Origin of the sequence: Reichenbachiella agariperforans, assembly GCF_900142205.1 — a bacterium.
GTDB lineage: Bacteria > Bacteroidota > Bacteroidia > Cytophagales > Cyclobacteriaceae > Reichenbachiella > Reichenbachiella agariperforans.
The window spans coordinates 36,143-54,167 of sequence record NZ_FRAA01000005.1 but is presented as its reverse complement, the minus strand read 5'-3'; the positions used below and the strand labels follow the sequence as shown (position 1 = coordinate 54,167).

The following is an 18,025-nucleotide window of genomic DNA, read 5'->3' as shown; positions in this document are numbered from 1 at the left end:
AACAACAAGAAGTCCTGTCTCATGTGTAGCTTAGCGTTAAAATGTTAACGATATGAGGTCAATTCTTTTTTGGTTGTGGTTAGGTGCTATGGTAGGGGTGTCGTGTTCTGAGCGACCCAAGAGGACGTTGGTGCCAGGTGTGTCCAAGGAACTGGCAGATGATCGTGCGAAGTGGATCAAATCCATTCATTACGATTTGCATTTTACCATCCCAAAAGATCAAAATGAGGTTGTACTCGGTCAAGCAACTCTTTCCTTCAAAATCAAAACACCAAAGGATTTGATATTGGATTTTACGGAGGGGAAACAGCACATCACCAAATGGATCGTTAATGGTGAGACCGAAGAGGTTTATGAAGAAAATGAGCACCTTTTCATCCCAAGTGATCAACTAAAGTCAGGCTATAACGAAATAGAAATTGACTTTGTCGCAGGAGCGGAAGCCCTCAATCGGACAGAAGACTACATGTACACACTGTTCGTACCCAACAAAGCGTCAAGTGCTTTTCCATGTTTTGATCAGCCGAATCTAAAAAGTACGTTTAGCCTTTCGCTCGATTATCCATCAGGATGGTCAAGTATGGCTAACGCCAAAGTCAAGGAAGAAACGGTTCATGGCGATCAGGTAAAGGTAGTTTTTGAAAAGACAGAGGCTATTAGTACCTATTTGTTTGCTTTTGTCGTGGGGGATTTTGACAAGCAGGTTTTATCAAATGGCACATTCTCCATGGAAGTCATGCATCGCGAGCCCATAGACAGTATGTTGGAGACGAACTTGGATGAGATACTTCGGTTGCACGTTCAGTCTTTGGCGTGGCTGGAGTCTTATACGGGGATTGCTTACCCTTTCCAGAAGTTTGGGGTATCCCTCATTCCGGGTTTTCAGTTTGGGGGAATGGAGCATCCAGGTGTGATTGACTACAAGGCCTCTTTGCTCATGCTGGAATCTTCTGCTACCGCAGAGGCAGAACGCAGACGTGCAGCACTGATAGCACACGAGACCGCGCATATGTGGTTTGGCAACTATGTGACCATGACTTGGTTCGACGATGTATGGATGAAAGAGGTTTTTGCCAGTTTTATGGCAGACAAGATCGTGGCTCAACTGTACCCTGAGGTTAATGATGATCTAGTTTTTCTCTACGATCATTATCCTAGTGCCTACGCTGTAGACCGCACTGCGGGTACTGTACCGATCAGACAGCCATTGGCTAATCTCAATCAGGCAGCGAATATGTACAGCAACATCATCTATGACAAGGCACCTATCATGATGCGGCAGTTGGAGCAGCGTGTGGGGGAACGCGTCTTGCAGTCTGCACTGACGGACTATCTGGATAGTTTTTCTTACAGCAACGCGGACTGGGAGGATCTAATGACTATCCTACAGCGGGTATCGGGAGAGGATCTGTCTGCTTTCAATCAAGCGTGGGTTTACCAGACGGGAATGCCATTCTTTGAGCTCAAAGAAGTGCGCAGTGAGGCGGTCAATGAGTTTGATATCATACAGCATGATCCGAAAGGTGAAGGCCGAGTCTGGCCGCAGTATTCGGATATCATGTTCTCGGATGAGGTTGGGTTTGTGAAAGAGAATTTGACGTTAGATAAGATACATACCGTATTGCCAATCAATGCTACTGTAGAAGATAGTCGCATGATATTGCTCAATGCTGGTGGTCAAGGTTATGGCGTGTTTACCCATGGGTTAGGTTATATCAAGGGCGAATTTTTGTTTAATCGTGCTAGGGTAGATCTGTCTCGTTATGAAGATGACTTGACTCGTGGGGCTGCCTACATCAATCTTCATGAGTATCTACTCCAAGAAGGTTTTCACCCACAGTTGTATTTTTATTTCCTACAGAACTATCTCAGAGAGGAAAAGAATGAGATGATTATAGCGTATCTACTGTCCAATCTAGAGCAGGTATATGACCAGTTTTTTAACGGATCGATGCGTGCTGATAATGTGGCGCAGATCGAATCTACACTACTCGCAAAACTAGATGCGGTAGAGGATGTGCAAGTGAAGACATCGCTGTTCAATGCCTATATACGTATGGCATCTTCGCCAGAAGCTGTAGATCGCATGAAACAGTTTTGGGAAAGTGAAGGGCTGCCCGATGGGATCATGCTTTCCAGCCGTCAGTTCGAGAGTCTTGCCCTCAATATTGCGCTCAAAGGGACAGCAGAGGATGAGTCATATATCGATTGGCAGATCGATCGCATGGACAATGAGGATAGGATCAAACGACTACAGTTTATCCAGCCAGCTGTGTCGCATGACTCGGCGGTTAGGATGTCTTTTTTCGAAGGACTCAAAAAACCAGCCAATCGTAAAAATGAACCTTGGGTGATTTCTGCCTTGTACTACTTGCATCACCCGATACGAAACGAAGCGTCTGTGGCTATGATCGCACCATCGCTGCAACTGCTGGCGGAACTACAGCAGACTGGAGATATTTTCTTTACGAAACGATGGCTAGATCAGACCTTATATGGTTACAACTCTGCTACGGCAGTACAGACGGTTCGTGATTTTATAGAGACCGCACCACTCGATGTGCATACGCGCAACAAACTGCTGCAGTCTTCCGATCTCTTGTTTCGATCAGAGAAGAACCTGAGCGAATATCTCGGAGAATAATTAGACGGAGTATATCGAATTAGATTCTAGCCTGATAGGTGTAGAGTTCGTAGTAGCGTCCTTCTTTTTGGATTAGTTGGTCGTGTGTCCCAGATTCTTCTATTTGTCCACCCTCGATGACGAGTATCTGATCTGCCTGTTTGATAGTACTGAGCCTATGTGCGATTACAAAGGTTGTCCGTCCTTTCATCAGTGATTTGAGACTTTCTTGAATGTAAGATTCACTTTCCGTGTCTAGGTTGGAAGTTGCCTCGTCTAGGATCAGTATTTTGGGATCAGCCAAAATCGCTCTTGCGATAGCGATTCTTTGTCTCTGGCCTCCTGATAGCTTGACGCCACGTTCGCCGATTACAGTATCTAATCCATCTTCGAACCGATCCGTGAACTCTCTCACATGCGCAGCATTCACTGCGTTGATGAGGTCTGATTCGCTAGAGTCGGGACGAGGAAAGAGGATGTTTTCTCGAATTGTACCCTCGAATAGGAAATCATCTTGTAATACTACACCCAGATTCATTCTATAGCTCTGGAGTGTGACTTTTGATAGATCTTTCCCATCGATCATCACTTGCCCAGATGCAGGGGAAATAAAAGAAGCTACTAATCCAGCGATCGTAGACTTACCAGACCCTGATGTGCCTACTAGCGCAGTAACACTGCCTTTCGGCGCCTCGAAGGATACTTCTTTGATGACATTCTTGCCTTCTTCATAGGCAAAAGAGACTTGATCGAATTTGATATCACCAGATACCTGATCTAGGATAATGTCTCGTTCGCTGATTTCATCTTCGCTATCCATGGTCATGATCTCCTCAGTTCGATCCAGACCTGCAAAGGCTTCTGTGAGTTGACTGCCGATGTTACTCATCTGCACGATGGGTGCGATCATAAACCCTAGGTAGAGGGTAAAAGACAGGAATTCGCCAATCGTCAAGTCATCATGAATGATCATGTATCCTCCTATACCCATGATACCTGTAGAGGCGATTCCGAGCAGGAAAGTAGCCGAACTGGTAACGATGGCAGTAGAGGTGAGGCTTTTCTTGACATTGTCATAGAGCTTCATCGTACCTGCTTCGAAGGTTTTGATTTCTTGTTCTTCGGCATTGAAGCCTTTGATGACACGAATGCCATTTAGTGTTTCGGTGAGTCTGCCGGTTACTTCCGCATTGATTTTGCCTCGGGTTCTAAATATCGGACGAATGTAACTAAAGGCTTTCATGGAGATAAAACCAAAGATTCCCACGGGTATCAGTACATATAGCGTCATCATCGGACTGATTCGGATGAGCAGCCCTAGGGAAATGATGGCAGTGAGAATACCGCCAAAGAGTTGTACTAAGCCCGTTCCGACAAGGTTTCGGACGCCTTCTACATCACTCATGATACGAGAGACCAGTGCACCACTCTTATTGTTATCGAAGAAGTTGATCGGGAGCTGAATGATTTTCTTTTGCACCTTGACTCTGAGTTGGGCGATCAAGTGTTGTGCCTCTACACTGAGTAGGCGAGTCAGCGCATAACTGGTGATGGCCTGTACTACGATAGCACCGCCTACGACTGCTACGAGGACTTTGAGCATTTCATAGTCACCTTTGGCGATCACATCATCCATCAGGTACTGGCTAGAGCCCGGTAGAATTAAACTCGCCAGTCTACTGACGATAATCAATACTAAACCGATGAGAAGAAGTTTTTTTCTGGGTAGGATGATGGTCTTGAATACTTGACCGAGTGTAGTTTTTTGACTCATAGAAAGGGGTAAAAAAATAATCTTAACCTACTTACGCAGCTTTTACGAAATAGATTAAGATTATGAAAGATAAAAAAAGTAGATCTAAAGATTAATACCCTACACCGTAACCAATGTTGATGATAAATGACTGAATTTGGTAATCATTTGAAGACTGAAAGGCTTGATCATATCTTGCGCTGAGGTTTAGTCCACCACCTCTCAAACCCACTGGGATGTAAACACCGATTTCGGGAGATAGGGTGTAGTTTCCAGTGGTTTCGGATACTTCCCAGAGACCTATTTGTATGTTTTCATTGACGATCGATACCCCTGTGTTGATACCAAAATAAGGTCTGACTCCTCCGTCTTGACCACCGTATATATGGACGTTGGCCATGATTGGATAGATGTTGAGATGTCGAATTTTTCTACCCCATATATCTAGACCGTCTTTGACAGCGTGTAGTCCAGTGGATTTGTCATGGTACAATTGCCATCCCGCATAGCCCCCGAATGAGACAAAATCATAGATGAATTTTCGGCCACCAATGTTGAATCCACCGAAGCTAGGCTGATCTGTGTAGTCTACTAATTCGGCCACAGGTATCGCTATAGACCAGTTGGCTATGAACAGGGATTCTTGTGATCGCGCAACGTTGAAGCTAGTTATGAGGACTAGCGCTAATATGATTGATTTTAGTTTCATCTTAATTCTGGTCTAAATATGGAGATTGGACAAAGGCTTGATCGATTAACTCATTGATGCGGGCTTTAGTCAAATTTTGGCGAAGCACCCCGTTGATAACGGAGACCCATAGTGCCTTTGAGTTTTCATCTTGCTCTTGTATAGCATTTTGATCAATAATGGTGATGATGATAGATCCCGTCTCGTACGAATAGACATATCCAGGTGTTGGAGGGTAATACCCCCATCCCCAACCAGGGTACCATGGATCCCACCAGTACCAACAGTCCCAACAACCACCCCATTCGTACTGCTCGTTGGTCAGTACCTCGGGTAGAACGATGAGGTCCGGGGTAGTGAGACTAGGGTTTACTTCTGTATAGCCATAGTCATCTAGGTTTTGTTTGATCTCGTCAAGAATAATTTGATCAAACTGATGATCAGAATCATTGTTTGCATCATGATGAAGAATAGAGTCTGGGATAGAATAAGTGATGAAATTTCCAGATTCGATAGCTTCTAAATTATAACTGGTCGCTACTACATCCAGCTGGTCGGCAGTAGTCACATCATCATAATAACATCCGTATAAAAGCCCTGAAATGGCTAAAAGAATTAAAATGAGATTTTTCATGGAAATGATAATATTAGATAGTGAATAGGCGAAATTAGTAAAAATCAATGGCTCATTGTTCGAGAATGAATTAAAATGACATAACTAAAATAAGTGAAAAGTATTCTTCGTTTTGTTCTAAAATAAAATTACTTAATTTTGGACACCTAACTTTAAAGCATTGTTATGAAATCAACCTTACTAATGCTCGTAGTGAGTGTAATTTTTTGTTCTTGTAGTTCTCAAAAAGTAGAACTGGTTTCGGCCAACGATTTTCATCAATCCTACCAAGACGATGAAGACGCTGTGCTTTTGGATCTTCGAACCACTGAAGAAATGGCGAATGGAGCCCTAGATGGAGCTGTTCAGTTAGATTTTCATCAACCTAGCTTTAACAATGACCTCTTAGCGTTAGATAAGTCTAAGACCTACTACATCTACTGTCGTAGTGGAGGGCGAAGTGGTCGTACCGCTAAGTTGATGAAGGAAAATGGCTTCCAAAAAGTCTATGATCTTGATGGCGGAATATCCGATTGGATCACTGAGGGCTTACCCGTAGTGACTCCCTAGTCCTGATATAACAGATATTTTTTTCTATCCTTTTTAAAGTTCCCAAGCTTAGGCTCCCAACTGTCTTTGATTTCTTGAGCAGATCGTCCATTTAGGATTTGTTCTTGAAGTCGACTATTGCCTGCGAGTTTGTTGAAGAAGGAGTTGAAAAACTCCTCTGGTGTCTTGTGGTAGAGTTCGATGATGTATTCTAAATTGATAGCACTGAGTGGTTTGGTTGAGCGTAGATCAGTGCCGTAGCAGGTTTTCTTCTCATGTTTTGGGTGTTTGGAGTAGCCAGGCATACTCACGGGGCGAAAGGAAAAATTACCCAATAGACTAGAGTCTCCAGGATAGCCTATCACTTGAAATGGGAAGTGGGTACCTCTACCTACACTGATTTTTGTTCCCTCAAATAGACAGAGACTAGGGTACAGGTTGATAGATTGGTCGTTAGGTAGATTAGGGGATGGTGCGATAGGCAGAGGGTAAACCTGTTGATGATCCCAATTTTCGATAGGGATTATCGTGAGTTTTAGGTCAGAAGCCGTTTCGAGCCACGCTTCACCGACGATCATCTGTGCTAGTTCTCCAGCAGTCATTCCATATACTATAGGTATAGGGTGCATCCCCACAAATGACTGGTAGTCCATATCCAAAACAGGCCCATCTACATAGTGACCATTAGGATTAGGACGATCCAAAATGAGGAATTCTAATCCCGAATCAGCACATGCCTCCATCATATAATGCATACTGCTGATATAAGTATAGAAGCGAGCTCCTACATCTTGGATGTCGTATATGACTAGATCTAAATCGGCCAGATGGTCTTTACTAGGTTTTTTGTTTTTCCCATAGAGGGAAATAACAGGTAACCCAGTTTTTTCATCTCTGCCATCGGAGACTGTTTCGCCATTGGCGAGATCACCTCTAAACCCGTGCTCAGGCGCAAAAATTGTCTGAACCTGAATCCCATGACTTAGTAGTGTGTCCAGTAAGTGCGTATCACCTATATAAGAAGTGTGATTCACGAGGAGTCCTATCTTTTTGCCTTGTAATAGCGGGAGGTACCGATGCAATTGTTCCGCACCTGTTATGACTGGGCGAGACTGCTCGGGTGGAGGAGTGCAAGCGCTCAGTTTGAGCCCTAAAAGTAATAGAAAAGTTACGAGCAAGTATTTCTTAATATTGTGATCTCTGTTCATCGAATTTTGGTTTATTTTACGCCACCACACGAATGTAGCAAGATTTTAGAAGTTTGAATTTCCCATATTTTATATCTCATCGTATTTCTAAAGATGTTCACTCATCTTTTACCAAAATTATCTCCAAATTGGCCGTGGTTAGCATTGCTCTGGGACTATCGGCTATGATATTAGCTTATTTTATTTTGGGAGGCTTTCAACAGACTGTCAAAGATAAAATATACAATTTCAAAGGGCATCTGGAGATTACGAAATATACGCTAGGTAGTGCGCTGGGAGATCATCACATCAGTACTGGAGCTCACTTTTTCAATGATTTAGAACAGTATGAATTTATTGATCATATACAGTCGTTTGCCCATAAAGCAGGCATGCTTCGCACGGAGGAAGAGGTAGAGGGGGTTCTACTGAGAGGAGTAAGTCGTGATTTTGATACGCTGCGCTTTCAGGAGAATATGACAGAAGGTCGATTTATAGCTTATTCTGATTCTGAATACTCCAAAGAGGTAGTACTGAGTGCGCGAATCGCTAGAAAACTCAAACTAGAAGTAGGGGATGATGCGACGATCTATTTCGTCCAGAATCCACCGAAATTTAGGAGGGTACAGATCGTAGGGCTGTATGAGACTGGTTTAGAGGAGATCGATAAGACTATGGTTCTGGGGGACATAGGTATGGTTCAACGTCTAAACAATTGGCCGGATACTTTGGTGGGAGGGGTCGAAGTTTTTGTTAAGGATGGTTATGATTTGGAAATAGCCGAAAACACCCTTTTTGAAAATGTGGATGCACATCTATATGTAGATAAAGTTCGTGATAAGTATGCCCAGATTTTCGATTGGCTTGATCTTCTGAATCAAAACGTATCGGTTTTTCTGATATTGATTTTGATTGTTGCTTGTTTCAATATGATCTCGATTTTATTGATTTTAATTATGGAAAGAACGTACATGATAGGTGTTTTTCAAGCACTAGGTGCTGGTAAGCGACAGATCAAGAAGATATTCATGTACAATGGGATGCTTCTGGTTATCAAAGGAATGTCACTTGGCAATGCTATCGCGCTTTTGTTGGCCTTTTTGCAAGATCAGTTTCATTTGATCCCATTAGACCCTGTGAGTTATTACATGCATTTTGTGCCGATATTTTGGGATTTCAAAGCGTTGTTGCTACTGAATGTATTGACATTCTTCGTCGTGTTGTTGGCTTTGAGAATACCTTTAGCCGTGATTACTCGGGTAAAACCAGTGACCGCTTTGAAATTTGATTAATTTCATCGAAAAGGAAACTAAAACATAAATCATACGATAGTATCTAAGTGCAATTAACAGAAGAAGATATACTGGCCAAAATAGGCAATGATGATCGTGCAGCATTCGAGCAGGTGTTTCGTAACTACTATACAGAGTTGTCTCGTTTTTGCCTCAAGTATGTCCGAGATGAATTTGCCGCAGAGGAGCTCGTACAAGAGGTATTTATCAATATATGGGAGAGGCGTCATACGCTGTCTGTCAATACTTCGGTCAAGGCATATCTATATACTGCAGTACGTAACCGATCCTTCAATTACCTGAAGTTACAGATGCCTAAAGAACTACGTAAGGTAGATGTGGAAGGCGTGGTAGACCTCAGTGACGTAGCAGAGAATAGAGAGGAGGCCTGGGTCATGGATGAACTTAGGGTCTACGTTCAGCAAGCTATTGATACACTACCTCCTAAATGCCAGACTATATTCAACTTGAGTAGAAATGCTGGGATGACCTATAAAGAGATTGCGGAAGAACTCGATTTATCAGTCAAAACTGTCGAAAATCAGATAGGTCATGCCCTTCGTAAACTGCGTGAACAACTCAATCCGATATGGGACAAAATCATGGTTTTGATTTTAATTCAATTTCTGTAAAAAACACGAGCCTTGAATAGGGGGAGCTTACATTCTTGTTGACCTATAATTGAAAGAAATACTGGAATGCAAAATTTAGAAGAAAAAATTCAAGGTTATCTCAGCGGGAAACTGTCCGAAGATGAGCGTCAGGAAATAAAGAACTGGGCGAATGCATCGGAACAGAACGCTAAACTATTGGCTCAGCATCGTAAGTTGTATGAGCTGTCGGAGCTGGATACAAGTAGTTTCTGCCCTAATGTGGAGATGGCTTGGCTAAAAGTAGAGAAGAAGATAGCGAAGCATTCCATTGCGCTTAATTCTGGTAATGTCTTTTATAAAATTGCCGCAGCTATAGCTGTGACCGTAGGTCTTGTATTCTTTTCGATTTCTTACTTTTCTAGTCCTGACTTGGTGGCCGTTAATACTAGGGAAGGAGAGGTTCTCAGTGTGATCCTAAGTGACAGTACGAGCATTACACTCAATGAAAACTCTACGCTAAAGTATCCTGAAGCCTTTGACGGTAGTGAAAGAAAGGTGTATCTGGATGGACAGGCCTTCTTTGAAGTGAAGCGTGACGAGGATCATCCTTTCAAAATTATTGGCAGATCTTCAGTGACGGAGGTATTAGGTACTTCTTTTGATTTGATCGCTAAACAAACTTATAGTCAAGTCAATGTCTTGTCTGGTAGCGTCTCTTTTAAAGGAAGGAAATCGAATGATAAGGTTGTTTTAGAGAAGAATAATAGTGCGACGATCGTTGATGCTAAATTGGAGTCTTTTGAGCACATAGACACTAAAACACTTGTATGGAGATTAGGTGAGTTGAATTTTCAAAGTACACCACTGCGTGAAGTAGCGCAGGTGCTGACCAAGCATTATGGTGTTGAGATTCAGCTACAATCAGGGATTGATAGTTGTCTGATCACTTCTAAATTTGAAGGGAAGACCATGTCTGAAATACTAGAGGTACTTAAAGTGATAGCTAATATTACTAATGTCTCTGATGACGAGAAAGTCGTCGTTCTGAGCGGTCCGAGTTGCTAATCCGTCCGTTCTAGGACAATATTTGAACGCTTCAGATTCTTTATTGATTCTTTATTGATTCAATCTTAATCTATGTTATAAATTTGGCTTTAAGTCACCTTGTAATATGATAGATTGAGTATCTCGACGCGAAAAGCATACGTTTTAATTATTTTGCTATTGACACTGTGCCCTATGGTATCGGCTCAGTCGGATATTCTATCTCAAGAGATTACCCTCAAAAAGCGTCGATACAGTGTGCGAGTGTTGTTGGAAAAAATACTCCCATCCCATGACATACCCTTAGCTTATCATGATAATATCGTGCCTTTGCACAAAGTGATCACCTTTGATGTTAAGCCCTATACCATTGAGCACATCCTGGATAAAATATGTAGAAACGATAACCTTACCTATGAGGTAATAGGGGGGCAAGTTTTGTTGACTTATTACGAACGTCCAGATTTAGAGTACAAATATACCATCAGTGGTAGGGTCAAAGATGCGGATACAGGAGAGGTGCTAATAGGAGCCTCGTTGTATATTCAGGAATTAGCATCTGGTGTTTCTGCTAATGCTTATGGTTTTTATGCTTTTACTGTACCCAGCGGTGTGTACCATATTTCGGTGAGTTATCTAGGGTATGAGCCTATGATGATAGAGGTAGATCTTCGAAAGAATATTAAATCTAATATTGAGTTGGTTCCTAAGCCTATTCAGTTAGATGAATTGACTATCGATGAGCTAAACCCTATGGAAATCAAAGCGCATACTATTTTGTCTAGTACTAACCGCATCGATATGGAGATGGCAAAACATATTCCGTATCTAGGAGAGGTGGATGTTTTTCAGGGGTCTCTATTACTGCCTGGTATTACCAATATTGGTGAAGGCGTCTCTGGAGTTAATGTACGTGGAGGAACTTCGGATCAAAACTTAGTTTTGATGGACGAAGCGGTGTTGTACAACCCCAACCATTTCTTTGGTCTAATCTCTGTTTTTAATCCAGATGCTGTTAATGATGTAGAGATACTCAAAGGCGATTTTCCGGCCAAGTATGGAGGAAGAACGTCATCAGTAATGCATGTGCGCCAGCGTGAGGGGAACGAGAAAGAGTTTGAAGTGTCCGGAGGACTAGGATTGCTCACCAGTCGGTTGATGGCAGAAGGGCCGATGTTCAATCAGAAGGGGAGCTTTCTCGTATCAGGTAGAGCGACATTTTGGGATCTATTATTGCGAAACCTCAGCGACCCCAGATTCAATGATATCCGTGCAAATTTTCAAGACCTAAACGGAAAAGTTAAATACAACATTAACGCTAAGAATAAACTGTTTATGTCTGGATATTGGGGCAGTGATGCTACCAAGTATGGGACGGATGCTTTGCAGCAGTGGGGGAACTCATTGCTTTCTCTACGATGGAACCATATCATGAGAAACAAACATTTTATAAATGTGACATCCTATTATAGTGGGTACAGATATAGTTTGAAGGAAGAAGAAGAGTTTCGGGATTTGGAAGGTAGATACTCGATCAATGATTTAGCGGTGAAAGCGGATATTACCAGTTATTACGGTCCTGGTTTTATTATGGACTGGGGAATTTCCAGTATTCATCATAGATTGTTACCAGGAGAAGTTATCAAAGGAGAACTCGATACATCAGGTAATGAAATTTCATTACCTGATGAGACTAGTTTCGAATCCTCAGTGTACGCATCAACTGAAAACCGAATAGGTAGTAAACTAACTGTTTCCTTGGGGTTGCGTTTTTCGCACTTCATCAATGATGGTCAATCAGATGTTTATGTCTATGAAGAAGGGGAGCCACTGTCCCAAACCACTATTGTAGATACGTTGAAAGCAGGTAGTGATGAGAATAAGATGAATTTTTATAACTGGTTGCCACGTGTTTCGTTGAAATTTTCATTGGGAGCGAATTCGTCTGCTAAGGTTAGTTATAGTAGTTCTGTTCAGTACATGCACCAACTTTCCAATACAACTTCCCCTTCTTCATCTGATAATTGGGTGATGGCAGGGCTGAATGTTCTTCCGACGACTATGAATCAAAGTACGGTAGGCGTGTACAAGTTTTTTCCTCAATGGGATATGAATGCTTCTGTGGAAGCATATTATAGAGATTTAAATGATGTGATTGATTATAAAAATGGTGCTAATTTACAGTTTAACGAGTCCGTGGAGACCGAATTAATTTATGGTATTGAAAGGGCTTATGGTCTTGAGTTTTTTGTAAAGAAGTCGCTGGGGAAGTGGACAGGTTGGGCTGGGTATACGCTTTCACGAGTAGAACGCAAGTTTGATAACAGTAATGAGAGTTTAGAAATTAACAACGGGAATTTTTTTGCATCTGATTTTGACCGGTCACATGATTTTGCCTTATCGTTGGTATACGAGACCGAGCAGAGATGGAGCTTTTCTACTAATTTTGTATTTTATACAGGGAGGCCATATTCTTTTCCTGACTCAAAGTATGAAGTGGATGGCGTGTTAGTTCCAAACTATCCGAGTAGAAATCAGGATCGTTTGAGTAATTATCATAGGTTAGATGTCTCCGCAACCTATCAAATCAAACCCATGAAGAAGAATGGTGAAAAGAGAATGTTTGAATCCGAGCTGGTTTTTTCTATATACAACGTATATAGTAGAGATAATGCTCAAGCATATTTCTTTTCCGAAGATCCTGATATACCAGGTCGACCTACGGTTAATCAATTATCCGTCTTAGCATTTCCAGTCCCATCCGTAACCTATAATTTTAGATTTTAATGAATACTAGAGTTGTTATTTTACTCTTACTGGCTACCTCTGGAGTGCTGAGTACCTCCTGCTTAGAAGAGGTTAAGGTGGATTTACCTTCTGGTGAACCAAGGAGAGTGATTTATGGTTGGATTAGACATGACCACACTAATCAAGAAATTAAATTGAACTGGAGCAATAGTTACGCAAGCACCGAAAACTATGAACCTATTAGTCAAGTGGGGGTATATGTGTACTCGGATCGAGGGAACAAATACACTTTTACAGAGGTAGAGAATACTGGAATATACATCACTGATACAAATGATTTTGCTACAGTTGTAGGAGCTTCTTATCAATTGTTTTTGATTACTGATGGAGACACACTAGTGTCTTACAGTGAAAATATGCAGGCTGTTCCATCCATTGACACTTCGTTCGTGAGTTTTATTGTTGATCCGCAACGTTTCGTGGTTGAAGATGAACAAGATAACTATTATGTCTCGGCACTTATCAATGACGAACCCGATGTTGCCAATTACTATAGGTGGAAGATTTATGTCAACGGTGAACTGAGAAATCATCCATCTGAGATAGTGCTTTTTGATGATTTATTTACGGATGGAAACAAGTTCAGGGTAGACGCAAAGAATGTCGTCTTCAAAAAAGGAGACTCAGTGAGTGTTGAGCAGTATTCTTTGACTAGCCGTGCGTACCAGTATTTAGTAGCGATCAAAAACCAAACCGACCAAAATTCGATCGGCCCGAACGCAAAACCTAATCAAGTAATAGGGAATGTTAGGAGTATCAGTGATCCAAATAGTGTGGTTTTTGGCTATTTTGGCGTATCTGATGTTACATTGGTTAGAGAGATACAGTGGATCAATTAGGTATTCTTCCTAAGAAGAATATTTGGAATTTCCCCCATTTTTCTAATCTGAAAAATACTACACCTTTGCTAGCATAAACTAACACTATGAAAAATAGAAAATTTGTTCTCGTCATGTTTATCCTCATCGGGATATTGGTTTTAAAAAAGGTTAATGACGATAGGGTTGATGCAAATGTAGGAGCGCAGGCATCAATGCATGATTAGTTTATCTTTCAATTAATAATACTTCATTAACATACCCCAAGGCATTGAACCTTAGTCTTAGAAATTTGTTTGTCTTTTTGTCAGTGGTACAGTTAACTTGATATTCAAAGAATTTTTGTCCTCGTTCATATAAGAGTGTTTGATCTGGCATCCCCATCATATCGGTTACCTCGCTCTCTCTCAAAGTTTTGAGATGAGTAGTGAGTGAATCCAGTTGATTTGTCAACTCTGATCTGTAGCCAGTACACTGAGTAAGTTCATTCTTCCATGATTCCTTTTTGATCCAAGTCTGCTCAGTAGTTTGGCTAGTTGTACAGCTCCAAACTAGCGTAGAAAATAGGAGGATAACAATATATAGGTTCACTCGGCGCGATAGATTTTTAGGTTTCATATGCATGAAAAATGTTAATAATGATAGGGGAGGTAAAATTTTTGTCCCACATGATTGTGCAATATTAGCAAGTAATATTATTGTATTTTACAAGGCTTAGGTTTAAGTTGTAAAGTCAAATTAATTCTCTACATTTACTGGCAAGAATTGAATTAAGAATATTTTACAGTATCAACAATAAGATTGACTATGGCCGAAGACAAGCTAAACGAGGGTTCAGAAGAGGAAAAGAAAGCATCAAACGACCTTTCTGATGATGATTTTGGATTACCTGATTTAGAGTTCGATGAATTGCAAGAATTGGACTTATCTGGAGATGACGATGAAGAAGAATTGTCTTTCGAAGAGTCTAACCCTGTTTCAGACTCTCCGCTGTCTGGGAGTTCCGACGATATAGATATGAGTGTGTTAGATGAGATAGATCTTTCATCTGGTTCATCTGAGTCCGTTTTGGATGAGGGTATAGAAGAAGTTGAAGATGTACTAGATAGTGCACAGTTGATTTCTGATAGGTTGGGAGACGATGAGGAGGACGATTCCTTGAGTACTGATTTTGGTAGTAGCGTCAATTATGACGACCTTATTGGTGGAGGAAGTGACGATACGCAGAGCGATTCGATGTTTGATAGTGATCCAATTGATACTTCATTATTTGAGGCTGATACTACAGGAGAAGAGGATGTGATGTCTAGTGATGATTTGTTTGCCAGTATTGATAGTCCAGATGATTTAGCAGCACTGGGTATGGCTGATGATGATGACGATTCTAATTTTTCTATCGAAGATGATACAGATAGTGATTCTTTGTTCTCTTCTGATAGTGATGATTCACTATTTGACTCAGACAATGTGTCATTTGGAGTTGATGACGACTCAGATGATGATTCGTCTGTAGAGTCTGATAAAAAATTACCAGAAAATTATAAAGCATATACCTATAATGAATCCTCTGGAGGTTTTACTAAAATAATAGTAATTGGCGTAGTGGTTATTGCCGTTATTGCTGCGGGAATGCTTTGGTTGTCAGGAGGCCCTGAAGGAACCGAAAAGAAAGTAGCTAAGGTAGAAAAACCAATTACGAAACCAAAGGTTAAGAAGGAAGAACCAGTGGTAGTAGAGGCTACTCCAGAGCCTGCGACAGAGGAGCTGGAATCTGTGTCTGCTAAACCAGAATTAGAGGCTGCATCTGCGCCTGCTGGTGAAATCGTGAGAGTCACAGAAAGAACAGGCGTGTCCTATATTGTTATTGCTAGTTTTATCGACGATGATTTGGCAATGGATTATGCTAAAGAGTTGAGCGCTGAAGGTAAAGGAGTGAAGGTGATTTCACCGTTTGGTAATGCTAAACGATTTAGAGTGTCTGTAGCAGATTACTCAACATATGGTGATGCAGCTAGTCAACTCGGAAGCTTTAAAAGCGAGTATGGAGATCAAGTATGGGCTTTGAAATATTAAAAATATAATTAATTAGCATTAAAAATAAGAAAGGTCAGTTTTGGCCTTTTTTTTGTTTAAATCCATTTTATGAATACACTTAGTATGGTTTTAGTTACGCTATTGCAGGATGTTCCTGTAGAAGAAGCTGCGGCAGCTGCTGTAGCTGCCGATGTGTCCGTTTTAGATTTGTTGTTCAAAGGCGGGTATATGATTCTCCCCATTGTACTATTGTCTTTGGTAGGAACGTATATTTTGGTTGAACGATTGATGACAATCAAAGCCGCAGATCAAACTCCTGAGAGTCTGATGGATGAGGTGAAACAAATGGTCGTGAGTGGAAAAGTATCAGAAGCACAGCAACTCTGTGCTCGTGAGACTACTCCTATCGCTAAAATGTTGGAGAAAGGGCTGTCTCGAATAGGTAACCCACTAAAAAGTATAGAAGCATCGATCGAAAATGTAGGTAAAATAGAGGTCTATAAATTAGAAAAGAACTTGACGTTGCTAGCGACGATCTCTGGTGCTGCACCCATGATTGGTTTTCTAGGAACGGTTACAGGGATGATTCAGGCTTTTATGTCAATCGCACAAGAAGAAGGGGCGGTGAGCCCTAAGTTATTGTCTAGTGGTATCTATGAGGCCATGATTACAACAGCGGCTGGCTTGTTTGTAGGGATTATAAGCTATATCGCCTATAACTTCTTGATTACCAAAGTAGCTAAATTGATTCATAAGATGGAGTATACCTCCATCAACTTTATCGATCTATTGCAAGAACCGCAAAAATAATATCCATGGATATAAAGAGTAAACATAAGGTGGATGCGTCTTTTGCTATGTCTTCTATGACTGACGTGATATTTCTGTTGTTGATATTTTTTATGTTGACCTCATCGTTTATTACGCCATCAGGATTGCCAGTGAACCTACCGACAAGTAAGAGTTCGAATATCGTAATGCAAAAGATTAGCGTAACGGTTACGCCTGATTTACAGTATTTTGTAAATGATAAGCAGGTGTCTTTGAATAATCTTGAGCAAGCACTTAAAGTAGAGTTGAAGGACAAAGAAGGTGTAGTTGTACTTCACTGTGACAAGTCTGTTCCTGTGGAACATTTGGTTAATGTGGCCAGCATAGCAACTAAATTGGAGGCGAAAATATCTTTGGCAACTAAGCCAGATTAATATGAATCTCAGAGAAAAGAAAAATAGGATAACGGGTGTTTACGTCAGTGTAGGGATACATACTGCGTTGTTGCTGATATTCTTCTTTGTATTGGCCTGGAGAGAACCTGATCCACCGATTCCTGAGTATGGCATTGAATTTAACCTAGGAAATGAAATAATCAGTGATTCTGAATCTGATGTACCTGTGCAAGCAGAACAGATCGATGAGGTAGAGGAAGTTCAGGAGGCGGAAGAGGCTGAGGAGACGAGTGAAGCAAGTGATGCAGCTTCTAATGAAGAGCCTGTAGAGCCAGAAGTCGAAGAGACCAATGAGCCTACCGAAGAGACTGCTGAAACGGAAGATATTAATAGTCCCGATATAGTAGAAAAAAAGGTAGAGGAGAAGAAAGTCGAGAAGAAGGAAGTGGTTAAGGCTGAAGCCGAACAGAAAGAAGAAACATCCGAAAAGAAAGAAGAGGCTAAGAAGGTCGTATCTAAACCAAAGATTGATGATCGAGCGATATTCAAAAAATCTGATGCAGGAGGAGGAAGCGGTAATAAAGGTGCTAGTCTAGATCTGAGTGGTTGGGCTTGGGATTTTAGACCAGAACCAGATGACAACTCTACTGAGGAGGGCTACATTGTGTTTGAAATCAAAGTCGATGACGAAGGTGAGATCGTAGCGATTAGAACCATCGAAAAGACCGTATCACCTGTGGTAGAGCGTATTTATAGAGATGCTGTGATGGAATTGACTTTTAGCAAGACAGCTGATAACCGAAATAGTGCCTCTACTTCGACAGGTCGTATTACCTTTATTATTCAATCCAAGTAAT

At 41.3% G+C, this 18,025-nt stretch carries 15 protein-coding genes; 11 read left to right on the top strand and 4 right to left on the bottom strand.

The features are described from left to right. The first annotated feature begins 52 nt into the window (after positions 1–52). On the top strand, positions 53–2,644 hold the full coding sequence (locus BUB99_RS13385; RefSeq protein ID WP_073123073.1) for a M1 family metallopeptidase: 2,592 nt from the start codon (positions 53–55) through the stop codon (positions 2,642–2,644). A gap of 19 nt (positions 2,645–2,663) precedes the next feature. Here the strand turns inward: BUB99_RS13385 and BUB99_RS13380 are convergent, their stop codons facing one another. From BUB99_RS13380 to BUB99_RS13370, 3 genes are all read right to left on the bottom strand, one after another. Next, a complete protein-coding gene (locus tag BUB99_RS13380) occupies positions 2,664–4,397 on the bottom strand; it encodes an ABC transporter ATP-binding protein (RefSeq protein ID WP_073123071.1) in 1,734 nt (577 codons plus the stop codon). A 91-nt stretch (positions 4,398–4,488) separates the two neighbouring features. Beyond that, a complete protein-coding gene (locus BUB99_RS13375) occupies positions 4,489–5,085 on the bottom strand; it encodes a hypothetical protein (RefSeq protein WP_073123069.1) in 597 nt (198 codons plus the stop codon). Position 5,086: 1 nt separating this feature from the next. Next, entirely contained in the window at positions 5,087–5,698 is a 612-nt protein-coding gene (locus BUB99_RS13370; protein ID WP_073123068.1) for a DUF4136 domain-containing protein, read from the bottom strand. Between the two features lie 165 nt (positions 5,699–5,863). Between BUB99_RS13370 and BUB99_RS13365 the strand changes: the two genes are divergently transcribed. Continuing rightward, entirely contained in the window at positions 5,864–6,247 is a 384-nt protein-coding gene (locus BUB99_RS13365) for a rhodanese-like domain-containing protein (protein ID WP_084190552.1), read from the top strand. On the opposite strand, the gene BUB99_RS13360 is transcribed toward BUB99_RS13365, so the two are convergent. Next, complete coding sequence (locus BUB99_RS13360) at positions 6,244–7,434, bottom strand: exo-beta-N-acetylmuramidase NamZ family protein (RefSeq protein WP_073123066.1); 1,191 nt, start codon at positions 7,432–7,434, stop codon at positions 6,244–6,246. The two genes, BUB99_RS13365 and BUB99_RS13360, sit on opposite strands and share 4 nt — an antisense overlap. 134 nt (positions 7,435–7,568) lie before the next feature. On the opposite strand from BUB99_RS13360, the gene BUB99_RS13355 reads away from it, so the two are divergent. The 9 genes from BUB99_RS13355 to BUB99_RS13310 all read left to right on the top strand — a co-directional run bounded on the left by BUB99_RS13355 (position 7,569) and on the right by BUB99_RS13310 (position 18,024). Beyond that, positions 7,569–8,705 (top strand): ABC transporter permease, encoded by a 1,137-nt coding sequence (locus BUB99_RS13355; RefSeq protein ID WP_245816845.1) that lies wholly within the window; start codon positions 7,569–7,571, stop codon positions 8,703–8,705. 47 nt (positions 8,706–8,752) lie between these two features. Further along, a complete protein-coding gene (locus tag BUB99_RS13350; RefSeq protein WP_073123061.1) occupies positions 8,753–9,337 on the top strand; it encodes an RNA polymerase sigma-70 factor in 585 nt (194 codons plus the stop codon). Positions 9,338–9,403: 66 nt separating this feature from the next. Further along, on the top strand, positions 9,404–10,363 hold the full coding sequence (locus BUB99_RS13345; RefSeq protein WP_073123059.1) for a FecR family protein: 960 nt from the start codon (positions 9,404–9,406) through the stop codon (positions 10,361–10,363). A gap of 174 nt (positions 10,364–10,537) precedes the next feature. Further along, positions 10,538–13,129 (top strand): TonB-dependent receptor, encoded by a 2,592-nt coding sequence (locus BUB99_RS13340; RefSeq protein ID WP_084190551.1) that lies wholly within the window; start codon positions 10,538–10,540, stop codon positions 13,127–13,129. Beyond that, entirely contained in the window at positions 13,129–13,989 is an 861-nt protein-coding gene (locus tag BUB99_RS13335) for a DUF4249 domain-containing protein (RefSeq protein WP_073123057.1), read from the top strand. The genes BUB99_RS13340 and BUB99_RS13335 overlap by 1 nt, the downstream gene beginning before the upstream one ends. A 786-nt stretch (positions 13,990–14,775) precedes the next feature. Then, on the top strand, positions 14,776–16,041 hold the full coding sequence (locus tag BUB99_RS13325) for an SPOR domain-containing protein (RefSeq protein WP_073123052.1): 1,266 nt from the start codon (positions 14,776–14,778) through the stop codon (positions 16,039–16,041). Positions 16,042–16,110: 69 nt separating this feature from the next. Then, the gene (locus BUB99_RS13320) at positions 16,111–16,812 is read left to right on the top strand and encodes a MotA/TolQ/ExbB proton channel family protein (RefSeq protein WP_245816842.1); all 702 of its coding nucleotides are present in this window, start codon (positions 16,111–16,113) and stop codon (positions 16,810–16,812) included. 5 nt (positions 16,813–16,817) lie between these two features. Further along, positions 16,818–17,207 (top strand): ExbD/TolR family protein, encoded by a 390-nt coding sequence (locus tag BUB99_RS13315; protein ID WP_073123050.1) that lies wholly within the window; start codon positions 16,818–16,820, stop codon positions 17,205–17,207. A gap of 1 nt (position 17,208) precedes the next feature. Further along, on the top strand, positions 17,209–18,024 hold the full coding sequence (locus BUB99_RS13310) for a hypothetical protein (protein ID WP_073123047.1): 816 nt from the start codon (positions 17,209–17,211) through the stop codon (positions 18,022–18,024). Position 18,025 lies beyond the last annotated feature (1 nt).